Here is a 13,398-nt window from a genome sequence, read left to right on the forward strand (position 1 = left end):
CTCACGCGTCCTGATCGGGCCGGGCCAGCTTTACCTCGCTGTGGTGATCGCGGATCCACGCGATCAGCCGCGCGTTGACTTTGTCGGTCAGGCTGGCGAGCTGCTGGCGCTGGCGATTGGTCAGCGAACTGAGCAGCGCGTCGGCCACCACGTCGAAATGGGGCTGCGTGCGGCGATAGGCCTCGTGCCCTTCGGCGCTCAGCCGTACCGGGCGACGACGGCGGTTGTCAGGGTCGACGGCATCCTCGATCCATCCGCGATCGCGCAAGCTGGCGATCGCCCGGCTGATGTTCATTGGCGGCAGGCCGGTGATCTCGACCAGATCGTGCCCGGCCAGGGCGCCTTCACCTGCCAGCGCCATGATCACGCGCAACTCGTTGCTGCTGATTTCGGCGGGATCGCAGACCCCGTCGCGCATCGGGCCGGAAATGAAACTGCCCAGTTTCAACAGGCGCACCAAAAGCTCGGCGGGGGCAGGAAAAGGCGTGTCGGTGGATTGATCGTTCATGGGGCGGGAGCTAAGACACAGCGCGGCGCGGCTTGCAAGAGGGGCCGGCCATCAAAATGACAACGATTGTTAGCGTGAACTGGCCTTGCCGGTGGTGCGGCTGGACGATACATTGTAAGCAATACATACAAATCGGGGAGCACACATGACAGCGCGGATCATCGACGGCACGGCTTTGGCGCGTCGTTTGCGGCAGGGCATTGCAACACGTGTCGACGCGCTGACCGCGCAGGGCGTAACGCCGGGGCTGGCGGTGATTCTGGTTGGCGATGATGCAGCCAGCGCGGTCTATGTCGGGCGCAAGGTCAAAGCGTGCGAAGCGGTCGGCATTCGCAGTTTTGCCGAACGCTATCCCTCGACCATCGACAACCAGACCCTGCTGGCGCGCATTGCCGCGCTCAACGCCGATCCGGCGGTGCACGGCATTTTGGTGCAATTGCCCTTGCCGCCGCAGATCGACATGCCGCGCGTGCTCGAAGCGATCAGCGTGGACAAGGACGTCGACGGGTTCCACCTTTACAACATCGGCGCGCTGGTCACCGGCAACACGGTGTTTTCGCCCTGTACGCCCTATGGCGTGGTCAAACTGCTCGAATCCGAAGGCATCGATCTGCGCGGGCAGAATGTGGTGGTGGTGGGTGCCAGCAACATTGTTGGCAAACCCACCGCGCTGATGCTGATGGCCGAAGGCGCCACGGTGTCGATCTGCCACATCCACACCCGCGATCTGGCGCAATATACCATCATGGCCGATATTCTGGTGGTTGCCGCCGGGGTGCCCGGCCTGATCGTGGCGCAGATGGTCAAGCGCGGTGCAGTCGTGATCGATGTCGGCATCAACCGCCTGCCCGACGGGCGGATCGTCGGCGATGTCGATTTCGCCGGCGTGTCGGCCAAGGCGGCGGCGATCACCCCGGTGCCGGGCGGCGTCGGCCCATTGACCGTGACCATGCTGCTGGAAAACACCGTCGTGTCGGCAGAGCGCGCGCTGGCAGCGACGGCGGTGGAGGCCTGAACGATCAGGCCGCCAGCCGCGCCCCGGCGATATCGGCACCCTGGCGCAGCGCGGCCAGTTTCTTCCAGGTGACTGCCGGGTCGATCTTGCCATAGCCGGCAAACGTGCCGAACCCGCAATCGGTGGAGGCGATCACGCGGTCGGCGCCGACAATCGCGGCAAACCGTTCGATGCGCTGGGCCACCAGTTCGGGGTGTTCGACATAGTTCGAACAGGTGTCGATCAGGCCCGGCGCCAGCACTTTGGTATCGGGTATCCGCGCGTCGGCCCAGACTTTCCATTCGTGTTCGTGGCGCGGGTTGGCCGCTTCGAACAGCACGGTCGATGGTCGCGCGCCCAGGATCACGTCGATCACGCGTTCGAGCGGAATGTCGTGATCGTGCGGGCCCTCGTAATTGCCCCAGCACACATGCATGCGCAGCCGTTCGGGCGGCAGATTGGCGGTTGCCGCGTTCAGTGCCTCGACATTGGCGGCGGCGATTTTCACGAATTCGGCTTCTGACAGATCCTGATACCCGGTGTGGCGCGACATCGCCAGATCGGGGCAATCGAGTTGCAGATCGAACCCGGCGGCGACGATCGCCTCATACTCGGGGCGCATCGCATCGACCAGATCGGCCAGGTAGGCCTCGTGGCTGGGGTAGAACTGGTTGGGCTGAAACGCGGTGATCAGGCCGGGCGAGGCGGCATTCATGAAGCCGCGCACCGGTTTGCCCTCGGTCGCGGCGGAAAACCGGCGGATATCGTCGAGCGCGGGTTGCAGATCGACCAGCCGGACCGGGCCGATGCAGGCGGCGCGGACAAATTCCTGATCGCCCATCACCGCCGCCAGTTTGCGCCGGAAATCGGGCAGCGGGGCCAGATCGAGCGCGGGTTTGCGTGGCACATCGCCGCCAAAGCCCGACAGGCGTTCGGTCATATAGGTCGAATAGCCGACTTTGCCGAGTTCGCCATCGCTGACCACGCTGACCCCGACGGCGATCTGCCGGTCGACCGCATCGGCCACCGCGGTGGCAACCACGCGGTCGAATTCCGCGGCATCATAAGCCTGGCCATGGTCGCGCGCGAGCAGCAGCGGCACCAGCGCCTCGCCGCGTGGCAGGCTTCCGACATGCGTGGTGGCGATCGTGCCCATCGTCGAATGATCCTTCCCGGTCGTGTTTTTCGATCTTGCAATTTGTATGTATTACTAACAAAACAGCCGGCAAGCGCAAGCGTCGAACCGATGCCGCGATCACACTTTATGGGAGAGAACGGACCATGACCAGCAATCTCGAATCGATCCTGTCCAGCCTGGGCGACAGCCCCGCCGATCTGGTGACCTGGCTGCGCAACCAGCAGGTCGGGCCCAATGCCTATCCCGGCGTGCCCGCCGAATATACCAACTGGCGTGATGAACAGCGCGCGTGGAACGAGGCGTGCGTGCTGTTTAACCAGAGCTATCACATGGCCGAACTGATGGTCGAAGGGCCGGGCGCGTTCGATTTTCTGCACGGGCTGGGCATCAACAGCTTCAAGGGGTTCATCCCCGACCGGGCCAAGCAATATGTGCCGGTGACGGCCTATGGCCATGTCATCGGCGATGTGATCCTGTTTTATCTCGCGCCGGAAAAGTTCAATCTGGTGGGCCGTGCGCCCACGCTCAATTGGCTGATGTTCCACGGCGAAGGGCGCGAAGGCGTCACGCTGACCTATGACGAGCGCACCGTGGCGCGTCCCGATCCGGAAAACCGCCGCCATTACCGGTTTCAGTTGCAGGGGCCCAATGCGGCGGCGGTGCTGACAGACGCGATGGGGACGACCGCGCCCGATCTGAAATTCTTTCACATGACCTGGATCGAGATCGCGGGCAAAAAAGTCCACGCGCTGCGCCACGGTATGGCCGGGCAGCCGGGCTATGAACTGATGGGCCCGTTTGAAGACCATGACACGATCCACGCCGCCTTGGTCGCGGCGGGGGCCAACCATGGCCTCGCGCTGGTCGGCGGACGGACTTATTCGTCGAACACGCTGGAATCCGGCTGGATTCCCTCCCCTTTGCCGGGGATCTATACTGGCGAGGAAAACCGTGCCTATCGCGAATGGCTGACGGCCAACCAGTACGAATCGCGCTGTTCGGTCGGCGGCAGCTATGTGCCCGACAGCGTCGAGGGCTATTACACCACGCCGTGGGATCTGGGCTATGGCGCGTTCGTCAAGTTCGACCACGATTTCATCGGTCGCGAAGCGCTGGAAGCGATCGCTGCCGGGCCGCACCGCAAGAAAGTGACGCTGGCGCTCGACGATGAAGCGGTGTCAGAGGCGATCTTTGGCCAGTTCGGCCGCGAAGGCCTGCGCCCCAAATATATGGAATTCCCCAGCGCGGTCTATTCGATGCACCAGTTCGACCGGGTCGAGCGCGACGGGCAACTGATCGGCCTGTCGACCTGGATCGGCTATACGACCAATTACGGCAAGATCGTCACGCTGGCGATGGTCGATCCCGAACACGCCGAACCGGGCACCGAAATCGATCTGGTGTGGGGCGAACCCGATGGCGGCACGTCAAAGCCGACGGTTGAAAAGCACCGCCAGATCCGCATTCGCGGGGTGGTTGCCCCGGTGCCCTATTCCGAAGTCGCGCGCACCGCCTATGCGCCAAGCTGGCGCAGCAAGCAGGCCTGAAAATGTTCGGGCCGGGCAAGGGTATTGCTTGCCTTTGTCCGGCCGCGAGCATAGGTATAATTCATAACAAATGGTACGGTTGAAACCGATACCGGTGGAGAGGATACCCATGACAGACCTGACGGCACTGGTGGCGCGGATCGAACGGCTCGAACACGACCTGGGCGTGGCGCAGGACATCGAGGCGATCCGCAAGCTGCAGTACACCTATGGCTATTTCATCGACAAATCGCAGTACAACGAAACCGTCGACCTGTTTTCCGATGATGGCGAAGTGTGGTTCCTGGGCGGCATCTATCGCGGCAAGGCGGGGGTCAAACGGCTCTATATCGACCGCTTCCAGACCAATTTCACCAGTGGCCACAATGGTCCGCGCTATGGCTGGCTGCTTGATCATCCGCAGTTGCAGGTGGTCATCGATGTTGCCCCCGATCGCCAGACCGCGACCGTGCGCGGACGTTCGATGATGCAGGCGGGCCTGCACGAAACCGCCGAGGGCAACCAGCGCGCGTGGTGGGAAGGCGGCCTTTACGACAACCGCTATGTGCGTGAAGACGGCGTGTGGAAAATCGCCCGGCTGGGCTATTTTCCGTTCTGGCACGGCAGTTTTGCCGAAGGCTGGGCCAAGACGCCGATCGATTATATCCCGATGACAAAGACTCTCTATCCAGAAGATCCGCTGGGCCCAGATGCCTTTGTCGACCCGCTGCCGCGCCTGTGGCCCGCCACCGACATTGTGCCGTTCCCATATCCGCACCCGGTAACCGGCGCACCGATCGTATGCGACAACAGCCGCGCCCGCGAAGGGTTCGAGGATTGACTTAGCCCCTCCCCGTGCGGGGAGGGGTTGGGGGAGGGGTGTGCGGCGCCCGATCAGGGCCTTCCCTCAAGGCCGGGCGTCGCACCCTTTTCAGACCCTGACGGACAAGCGCAACAAGGCATTGGCATGAGCGAACAGAGCGAACCGGACTTTGCCACCCTGTTGGCCGAACGCGCGATCGAGCGGTTGATCATCGACTATGCCGCGCTCAACGATGCGGGCGACTGGGAGACGCTGGCCGCGCTCTATCTGCCCGACGGGCGGATGAGCAGGCCAACTGCGCCCGAGGTGTTCATCACCGGGCGCGCCGAAATCCTGGCCGCGTTCGCCGCGCGGCCGCGCCGCGTGGCGCGGCATATCATCGCCAATCTGCGCGTGACGGTCACTGGCGACACCGCCACCGCAACCAGCCAGATCCTGCTGTTTACCGCGCCCGCCGCGCCACCGCTGGTGGGCACATATCACGACCGGCTGGCCCGCACGCCTGCGGGCTGGCGCTTTGCCGAGCGCGCCGGAAGCCTGGATTTTCCGCCAACCTGAAAGCGCGCGCGATGCCGAATGTGCCGAGCCAGCCCTTGCCCGAAGTCGCCGTGCAGATCACCTATCTGCTGCCGACCAGCCGGATCAACCGGCGGTTCTGGGCGCCTGGCGAGGAATACAACACCGGCGTCTATGCCCCCTATGACGTGACGATCCGCAATGCGCGGCTGGCCGGGCCGTTCACGGCCGACCGGCACGGGTTCTGCCTGGCCAGCCATCCCACCGCGATCACCGACTGGGACACCAATTATGGTCCCGACAGCGCCTATGCCGCCGAAGTGGTGGCGGCGGTGCGCGGCCTGACCGGGGCCGATCTGGTCGTGCCGATGGGCGGCATGGTGCGCACATCGGGGTTGACCAGCGCGATGATGCAGCCCCCGGCGGCAGAGGCGCATGTCGATTTCACCACGCGTTCCGCACAGATGGTTGCCGAACGGGTCTATCGCAAGGCGCGGCCCGAGGGTGCGGGCTATGACCGGTTCATCTGCTTTTCGCTGTGGCGCGCATTGTCTCCGCCGCCGCAGGACATGCCGCTGGCGCTGTGCGAAGCGGGCAGCGTGCGCGATGATGAAGGCACCGCCAACACCAAAGTCGATGTCGATGCGATCCCCACCGGCGATGCGCTGTTCGCGCCGATCGCCGGCGAAGAGGATATGGTGGCGGCCACCATCTTTCACCATTCGCCCGACCATCGCTGGTGGTTTTTCCCCGACATGACGCCCGACGAAGTGATTTTCATCAAGTTCCACGATTCCGATCACAGCCGCGCCTGGCGCGCGCCGCACACCGCGTTTCGCGATGTGTCGCGGCCCGATGCGGTCGAACGGCGCAGCATGGAATTTCGCGGCGTGGCCTATTTCACCCGGGATGCGTCATGACCTTTTCGACGCTCGACCAACCACGCCTGGAATTCGTGTTCGAATGCCGGCTGATGTTCACCCGCGTGTTCGCCATCCCCCATGTGCCCGATGGCGGGTTCCGCTCGGCGGTGCTGGTCGATGAAGGGCATTTCGAAGGGCCCGGCTTTCGGGGCCGCGCAGTGCCCAATTCGGGCGGCGACTATGCCCATTTCCGCGCCGACGACACCGCCGTGTTCGACGCGCGCTATCTGCTCGAAGTCGATGACGGCACGCTGATCTATATGCAGAACCGTGGTTTTCTGTGGGGCAGGGCGGCCGACGCGATGGCCCGCCTGCGCGCCTGGGCCTTCGAAGGCGGGCCACCCGTGGCACATGGCGACTATTACCTGCGCGCCCAGCCCAGCTTTGAAACGCCCAAAGGCCGCCACGACTGGATGACCCGCCACGTGTTCGTCGGCGTGGGCGAACGCAAGCCCGATGGTAATCTGGTGCGGTATTATGCGCTGACCTGAGCCGCGAAGTTGCCGGGGCGCGAATTTCATCGCACCCCATTCCCTTCGTCATGCCGGACCTGATCCGGCATCCAACCTGAGGCCAGGTGGAGGACTTTCACCGGAGCGACACAGTTCTCCTCTGTCGCGGCCAATTCCGGTTGGCAGGATTTGGCGTAGAGGCCTGCAGCATGCGCAACCGCCAGCAGTATCGCGCTACGGCGTGCTGGATGCCGGATGAAGTCCGGCATGACGTGCCGGGCGGGATCAGCGCGCCGCTGCGCGCAGCATGGCCACGTTCGCCTCGATCATCTGCCGCGTGCTGCGCGCGGGTCGGCCAAGCAATGCGGCAACGTGATCGCTGCGGATGGCGAGGAACCCTTCGCGGATCGCCTGGCCAAAGGTGACCATATCGTCGCTGTTCCACGGGATGCCGTCCACCGACTGGTCATCGACCGGGCGGCGGGGAATGCCCATGGCGTCGAACAGCGCATATTGGGCCGCATCGTCGATTGTGCGATAAGTCAGCGGCACGCCAGTGATCCCGGCCATCAGCGCGGTGACCTCGGCAAATGTCTGCAAGTCGGGCCCGGTGATGTCATACGTTCGGCCTGCATGGCCTTCGCCGGTCAGCACGGCGGCGGCGCATAATGCGCAATCCTCGCGCCACACCATTGCTTCGCGGCCGTGCCCGGCGTTGCTGATCCATTCGCGGCTGGCCATCACGGCGGGGCCGGCCATCACGATCATTGCATCGGCGTAATGGGCATCGCGCAGCATTGTCCAGCGCAGCCCGCTGGCCTTGATCAGGCGTTCGGTCTCGCTGTGGTCGTGGCGCACTTCGGCGGGGTTGGCGGGATCGTCGATGCCGATGAAGCTGGTATAGACCAGATGGGACACCCCTGCCGCCACCGCCGCATCGATCGCCGCCCGGTGCTGCACCACCCGCGCCCCGACGCGCGTGCCCGATATCAGCAACAGGCGTTCGGCCCCCGCAAACGCAGGCGCAAGCGATTCGGGCCGGTCATAATCGCCAGGCCGCACGGTGCAGCCGCGCGCGGCATAGTCGGCCAGCCGCTCGGGCCTGCGCGTCATCAGGATCAGGTCGGCCGCGCGCCCGGCGGCGATCAACGCCTCGATCACGATCCGGCCATAGTGGCCCGATGCGCCGGTGATGGCAATGCGGGTCATGCCGGGCCCCCCACCCACCAGCCGTGGACTTGCGGGCGCAGGCGGTGCGGCATCGTGACCCTGGCCACCGGCCCGGCGCCGATCCGCCCCGCATCGATGATCCAGCACTCGTGGCTGAACGCGTCGGGCCCGTGCTGGTGATCGACCACCGTTACCAGCCAGCCCTGATGCCCCGGTTCGGCGGCGGGCACATGCACCGGCTCGTTGAAGCAACTGCCCATCGACAGCGCCAGCGCCTGCGGTGGGCCGCCGGTGAAATCGAGCCGCAGCAGCATGTCGAACATCGCCCCGACCGGGCCGCCCATGACCGGGGGGCCGCGCCGTTCGGGGTTCATCGTCAGCATCCAGGCATGGTCATATGCGCGCCCCTGCCGGTCGGCGGGGATCACCGGAAAATCGCCCGGCGGGCCGATCACGGTTTCACGGATGGCATCATCGGCGCCGTTTGGATCGACGCTCCAGCGCGCCAGCCGTCCGTTGAGATCGCTCTGGTCGATGGCGATGCCCGATGCCGCGCGGATGAACGGAAAGGCGTTGGAATCCGACAGGCACTGGTCGAAATGGATCACGCCTGCCGCATCCTCGAACGCGTTCATCATGTGATAGCACGACACGCCTTTGGGCCCGCGAAACCAGCGGATCTGCGCCACATCGCCATAACGCGGCATCACCCCCAGCCAGCTATCCTGATCCTGATCATGCACCCAGTGATCGCCGCCCGCCTGCAACCGCGCCAGATCGGCGCTGGTGGGATAGATCGGAAACAGCACATGATGCGCGGTGATCGCAAAATCGTGCATCATCGCGCAATAGGGCGCATCGAACCACTGTTCGCGCACCAGATGACCGTCGCGATCGATCACCAGATAGGCCACCGTCGGACTGGCCAGCCCTGCCGCCTCATACCCAAACGCAAACATCTCGCCAGTCGCCGGATCGATACGGACATGCGCGGTGAACGTTTCGGACCGCAGCGCGCCACCGAAATCATACGATCCCAGCGTTTCCAGCGTCACCGGATCGACCTGATAGGGCCGTCCCTCCTCCTTGGTCAGCAACAGGCGCCCAGCGTGCCACACCGGGGTGGTGTTGGCGACCGTGCGGTCGATGCCCGCCGCTTCGGGCTTGTCGGTATAGGGGTTGCGATATTTGCCGAACAGCGCGCGCCCTGCGGCGCGCTCGGCCAGATGGCGCGCGGTGCCGACATAGCGGATCGCGGTCGACACTTTGCCATCGGCAAAGCGGATCGCCGAAACCATGCCATCGGCCGACAGGATCGCCCCGGCATCGCTGACAAACGGCGGATAGGCGGGATCGGGCACCGCACGAAAGAATGTGCCGCAAACATCGGCGGGGATTGCGCCGGTGACGGGCAGATCGTCCACCGCATATTCGGCGCGTTGCGGGGTGTTGAGCCCCACATAGTTCGGCTCTTGCGGAAAACCGCCCTGTTCGCCTGCGGCCATCGACCCTCTCCACATTTATAACATTTGTTATCGTTTCGGAGATTTCGCGGCATATTGCAAGACCGGAAACGCAAACGGCCCGGTGTTGCGCACCGGGCCGTTGCAGGTTTTGCGGGGGGAAGGGGCTCAGTTGCCGTTGCTTTGCCCGCCGCTCCAGTTGCCGCCGCCGTTCTGCTGATGCTCGGCGCGCATCTTCTGCATATAGGCGCGCAGATCATCGCGGCTGATCTTGCCGGTGTGGTTCACGTCGATCGCGTTGAAACGGTCTTCGCGGCGCCCGGCGGCTTTCCATTCGTCAAGCGTGATAAAGCCGTCGTGGTTGGTGTCCATCGCGTCAAAGCCGTGCGCGCCGCCGCCGCCGCCGTGATGGTGTTCGCCCTGATCCGGCGCGGCGGGGGGCGCATTCTGGTCGGGCGCGGTCTGCGCCATCGCCAGCGGTGCGGCGGCCAGCAAGGCCAGTGAAAGCGGAAATGCCAGTGTCCTGGTCATGGCAACAAGTCTCCCGATCTGCATCACGGCAACGCCGCTGCATGCCACAATTTAGTCTGCGAAGGGGCCATGCGGAAGATGGCGCGACAAACTGTGACCAACTGCGATCATTCGTGCCACAGCGCGATGCAGCGCATTTCGATGCTGGCACGCGGGGCACACCCCACAGGCGCGCGGCGATTGTCGAATGCGACATGCGGCACCGCGCGACCATCGCGCGAATCGCTGCTCTGGAACAGCAGCACTTCATCGCGCGTCAGATCGGGAAACCAGTGCCAGCGGTGCGCGGCATTGGCCGCCAGCACCCAACTGCCAAACCGCCATGGCTCGCCACCGGGGGGATCAAAGATCGCATCGGCCTCGATCCTGTCATCAGGCGCGACGCTGGTCATATCGCACAGCGCCAGCGACACATCCTGCGGCGCGCCCGAAAACGCGCGCCACGCGTTGTAATGCGCGTAACGGCGCACCGCCTGTCCCGCCGGGATGGTGAGCCGGGCGAATTGCGCGGCGGTCTCGGCGGTCTGGTCGATATGGACAAACCGCGCCGGATGTGAATTGTCGCGCGTGCCCGCCTGTCCCGAAGCCTCGCTGAAGCGCACGATCCCCGGCGCGGTCACGATCACCGCATCGGCGCCGGTGGCTGCGCGCACCAGCGCGACGATCTCGTCGGGATAGACCGCAGCAACCGCATCGCGATCGGTAAAATCGCCGACCGCACTGGCATGCGGCAAACAGGCAAAGCCCTCGCGATCAAGCTGGGTACCGGCCCGCCGCCCGTCGATCAGCGGCATGTCGCGCGGATCAAGCGGCACGCGGTCGAGGTGATGCGCGTTGGCGTAATAATAAGGTCGGTTGCCGTCGCGCGCGACATAGGCGATTTCGGCGCTGTCGGAGCCCATGGCACAATCCTCTCGTGGCCGCCGGGCGCTGGCTGGCCCGGTCTTTGGCGCCAGAGTGATGGCACTGCTTCTGCTTGTCGAGGGGTTTTGTATGTTTCGCGTACAATGACCGCGAGCGCCCCGGTGGGGCAGGCTCGCTTGTCCAGCTATCGCGGATAGAATTGGTCGGGACGAGAGGATTCGAACCTCCGACCCCCACACCCCCAGTGTGATGCGCTACCAGGCTGCGCTACGTCCCGACCGGAGGACGGGCCTATACGGAGCGTGCATCGCGATGGCAAGCGGGTTGGCGCGACTATTTTTGCGAAGCGGCATTCGGGGGGCGCCGCACCCGGGTTTGCCGCTTGGGTTTGCCAATGCGCGGCCAAACTGCTAGTCGCGCCAGCCACGTCGGGGAGTGGGGGGCTTTAAAGATGGCCTCGTGCGCCCGATATGGCGATTCGCGAAACACAGACCCAGATTTCTTCCATGAACGGACCTGCCTTGTTCTCCATCCTTGATCTGGCCGCCGCGCAAACTGCCGGTGATCCCCCCGCTTATGTCCAGTTCCTGCCGCTGGTGGCGATGGCGGTGATCTTCTATTTCCTGATCCTTCGCCCGCAGATGCGCCGGCAGAAGGATCACCAGGCAAAGCTTGGCACGATCAAAAAGGGCGATCAGGTGGTGACCGCCGGCGGGCTGATCGCCAAAGTGCTGAAAGTCGATGAAACCACGGTCGATCTGGAAATCGCGCCGGGCGTCAAAGTCCGTGCGGTGAAATCGACCCTGGGCGATATCGTCCCGCCGGGCGGTACGCCAGTGGCCAACGACTGAGCGGACGGGACCTTTACGCATGCTCGAATTTCCGCGCTGGAAAGTCATCTGGCTCTGGTTGATTACCCTGGGGTTTGCGCTGGCGGCCTTGCCGTCGGTGGTCGATGTCGCCGGGCTGCGCTGGCCCGCCGGACTGCCCGAACCCAAAGTCAATCTGGGCCTCGACCTGGCCGGGGGCAGCGATATCCTGCTCGAAGCCGATCCCACCCAGGTCCGCACCCAGCGGATCGAGGGGATGGAAGAATCAGTGCGCAACAAACTGCGCACAATGTCGCAGCCGGTGCGGATCAGCGATATTTCCAACAACAACGGCACGTTGACGTTCCTGGTCGATGACCCGTCAAAGATCGACGCGGTGCGCGAAGCGGTGCTGCCGCTGACCAATGGCGCCGGGCTGACCGGCAAGCGCGACTGGACGATCAACGTCGTCGACGGCAATCGCTTTGTGCTGGCGCCAACGCAGGAAGGCATCGACCAGGCGGTGACGCAGGCGATGGACACCGCGGTCGAAGTCGTGCGCAAACGTATCGACGCACTGGGCACCAAGGAACCGACCATCGTGCGTTCGGGCGCCGACCGCATTCTGGTGCAGGTGCCTGGTCTGCAGGACCCGCAGGCGCTGAAAAACCTGCTTGGCCAGACGGCCAAGCTGGAATTCAAGCTGGTCGACGGCTCCGCCAATCCGGCCGACGTGGCGCAGGGCATTGTGCCGCCGGGCGACGAGATCGTGCCTTATGCCGATGTGAAGCCCGGCCAGCCCGCGCCCAAGATCGCGGTGCACCGGCTGGGCGGGATTCGCGGCGACGAACTGACCAACGCGCAACTGTCGAACAACCCGCAGACCAACGCGGCGGACGTGGCGATCACCTTCAACAGCGACGGCGGGGCCAAATTCGCCAAGCTGACCTCGGCCAACGTGGGCAAGCCGTTTGCCATCATCCTCGACGGCAAAGTGCTGTCGGCGCCCAATATCAATGAACCGATCCTGGGCGGCAGCGCGGTGATCTCGGGCAATTTCACCAACGACAGCGCCAGCCAACTGGCGATCTCGCTGCGGTCGGGTGCCTTGCCGGTCGATCTCAAGGTGATCGAGGAACGTACCGTCGGGCCCGATCTCGGCGCGGATTCGATCCGCAAGGGCGTGATCGCGATGGGCGTCGGCACGCTGGCGCTGGTGGTGTTCATTCTGGTCACATATGGCCGGTTCGGGGTCTATGCCTGCGTCGCGCTGCTGATCAACTTGTTCATGATCCTGGGCACGATGGGGCTGATCGGCACCACGCTGACATTGCCGGGGATTGCCGGGTTCGTGCTGACGATCGGCGCGGCGGTCGATGCGCAAGTGCTGATCTTTGAGCGCATCCGCGAGGAACGCCATCGCGGGCGGCGCGTCGTGCAGGCGGTGGAAATCGGCTACAAGGAGGCGACCCGCGCGATCTTTGACGCCAATTTCACCAATATCATCGCCGCCACACTGATGTTTGCGTTCGGTTCGGGCCCGGTCAAGGGCTTTGCCGTGGTGCTGATGATCGGCATCGTGACGTCGGTGTTCACCGGCGTGGTGCTGACGCGGATGTGGGTCGCGCAATGGTTGCGCCGCGCCCGTCCCGCCGAAATCAATCTGTAAGAGGAGGCCGGT

At 64.4% G+C, this 13,398-nt stretch carries 14 protein-coding genes and 1 tRNA gene; 8 read left to right on the plus strand and 7 right to left on the minus strand.

Annotated features, from left to right (window positions below; genetic code table 11):
• Position 1 precedes the first annotated feature (1 nt).
• Positions 2-508, minus strand: a complete 507-nt coding sequence (locus AQZ49_RS10390) for a MarR family winged helix-turn-helix transcriptional regulator (protein ID WP_067615229.1) — start codon at positions 506-508, stop codon at positions 2-4.
• 145 nt (positions 509-653) lie between these two features.
• On the opposite strand from AQZ49_RS10390, the gene folD reads away from it, so the two are divergent.
• On the plus strand, positions 654-1,523 hold the full coding sequence (gene folD, locus AQZ49_RS10395; protein ID WP_067615230.1) for a bifunctional methylenetetrahydrofolate dehydrogenase/methenyltetrahydrofolate cyclohydrolase FolD: 870 nt from the start codon (positions 654-656) through the stop codon (positions 1,521-1,523).
• A 4-nt stretch (positions 1,524-1,527) separates the two neighbouring features.
• On the opposite strand, the gene AQZ49_RS10400 is transcribed toward folD, so the two are convergent.
• Entirely contained in the window at positions 1,528-2,658 is a 1,131-nt protein-coding gene (locus AQZ49_RS10400) for a cobalamin-independent methionine synthase II family protein (protein WP_067615232.1), read from the minus strand.
• 125 nt (positions 2,659-2,783) lie between these two features.
• Here AQZ49_RS10400 and AQZ49_RS10405 point away from each other — a divergent pair, with 125 nt between their 5' ends.
• The 5 genes from AQZ49_RS10405 to AQZ49_RS10425 all read left to right on the plus strand — a co-directional run bounded on the left by AQZ49_RS10405 (position 2,784) and on the right by AQZ49_RS10425 (position 6,919).
• Positions 2,784-4,187 (plus strand): syringate O-demethylase, encoded by a 1,404-nt coding sequence (locus AQZ49_RS10405; protein WP_067615235.1) that lies wholly within the window; start codon positions 2,784-2,786, stop codon positions 4,185-4,187.
• 109 nt (positions 4,188-4,296) lie between these two features.
• Positions 4,297-5,007: a nuclear transport factor 2 family protein gene (locus tag AQZ49_RS10410; protein WP_067615237.1), complete on the plus strand. Its 711-nt coding sequence runs from the start codon at positions 4,297-4,299 to the stop codon at positions 5,005-5,007.
• 126 nt (positions 5,008-5,133) lie between these two features.
• Positions 5,134-5,547, plus strand: a complete 414-nt coding sequence (locus AQZ49_RS10415) for a nuclear transport factor 2 family protein (RefSeq protein WP_067615239.1) — start codon at positions 5,134-5,136, stop codon at positions 5,545-5,547.
• Between the two features lie 11 nt (positions 5,548-5,558).
• The gene (locus AQZ49_RS10420; protein WP_067615241.1) at positions 5,559-6,425 is read left to right on the plus strand and encodes a CmcJ/NvfI family oxidoreductase; all 867 of its coding nucleotides are present in this window, start codon (positions 5,559-5,561) and stop codon (positions 6,423-6,425) included.
• Positions 6,422-6,919, plus strand: a complete 498-nt coding sequence (locus AQZ49_RS10425; RefSeq protein WP_067615243.1) for a DUF3237 domain-containing protein — start codon at positions 6,422-6,424, stop codon at positions 6,917-6,919. Before AQZ49_RS10420 ends, AQZ49_RS10425 begins: the two co-directional genes overlap by 4 nt.
• Before the next feature lie 246 nt (positions 6,920-7,165).
• Here AQZ49_RS10425 and AQZ49_RS10430 read toward each other — a convergent pair whose 3' ends face one another.
• The 5 genes from AQZ49_RS10430 to AQZ49_RS10450 all read right to left on the minus strand — a co-directional run bounded on the left by AQZ49_RS10430 (position 7,166) and on the right by AQZ49_RS10450 (position 11,185).
• Entirely contained in the window at positions 7,166-8,089 is a 924-nt protein-coding gene (locus AQZ49_RS10430; RefSeq protein WP_067615444.1) for an NAD(P)H-binding protein, read from the minus strand.
• Complete coding sequence (locus tag AQZ49_RS10435; RefSeq protein WP_067615245.1) at positions 8,086-9,555, minus strand: lignostilbene-alpha,beta-dioxygenase NOV2; 1,470 nt, start codon at positions 9,553-9,555, stop codon at positions 8,086-8,088. The genes AQZ49_RS10430 and AQZ49_RS10435 overlap by 4 nt, the downstream gene beginning before the upstream one ends.
• A gap of 126 nt (positions 9,556-9,681) precedes the next feature.
• Entirely contained in the window at positions 9,682-10,044 is a 363-nt protein-coding gene (locus AQZ49_RS10440; RefSeq protein WP_067615247.1) for an EF-hand domain-containing protein, read from the minus strand.
• Positions 10,045-10,151: 107 nt separating this feature from the next.
• Complete coding sequence (locus AQZ49_RS10445) at positions 10,152-10,946, minus strand: CmcJ/NvfI family oxidoreductase (protein WP_067615248.1); 795 nt, start codon at positions 10,944-10,946, stop codon at positions 10,152-10,154.
• Positions 10,947-11,108: 162 nt separating this feature from the next.
• Positions 11,109-11,185 (minus strand) — tRNA-Pro (locus AQZ49_RS10450).
• Between the two features lie 229 nt (positions 11,186-11,414).
• Here AQZ49_RS10450 and yajC point away from each other — a divergent pair.
• The gene (gene yajC / locus AQZ49_RS10455) at positions 11,415-11,759 is read left to right on the plus strand and encodes a preprotein translocase subunit YajC (protein WP_067615446.1); all 345 of its coding nucleotides are present in this window, start codon (positions 11,415-11,417) and stop codon (positions 11,757-11,759) included.
• A gap of 19 nt (positions 11,760-11,778) precedes the next feature.
• Positions 11,779-13,386 carry a protein translocase subunit SecD gene (gene secD / locus AQZ49_RS10460; RefSeq protein ID WP_067615250.1) on the plus strand — a complete coding sequence of 536 codons (1,608 nt, stop codon included), beginning with the start codon at positions 11,779-11,781 and terminating at the stop codon, positions 13,384-13,386.
• Positions 13,387-13,398 lie beyond the last annotated feature (12 nt).

Origin of the sequence: Novosphingobium sp. FSW06-99, from assembly GCF_001519065.1 — a bacterium.
Lineage (GTDB): Bacteria > Pseudomonadota > Alphaproteobacteria > Sphingomonadales > Sphingomonadaceae > Novosphingobium.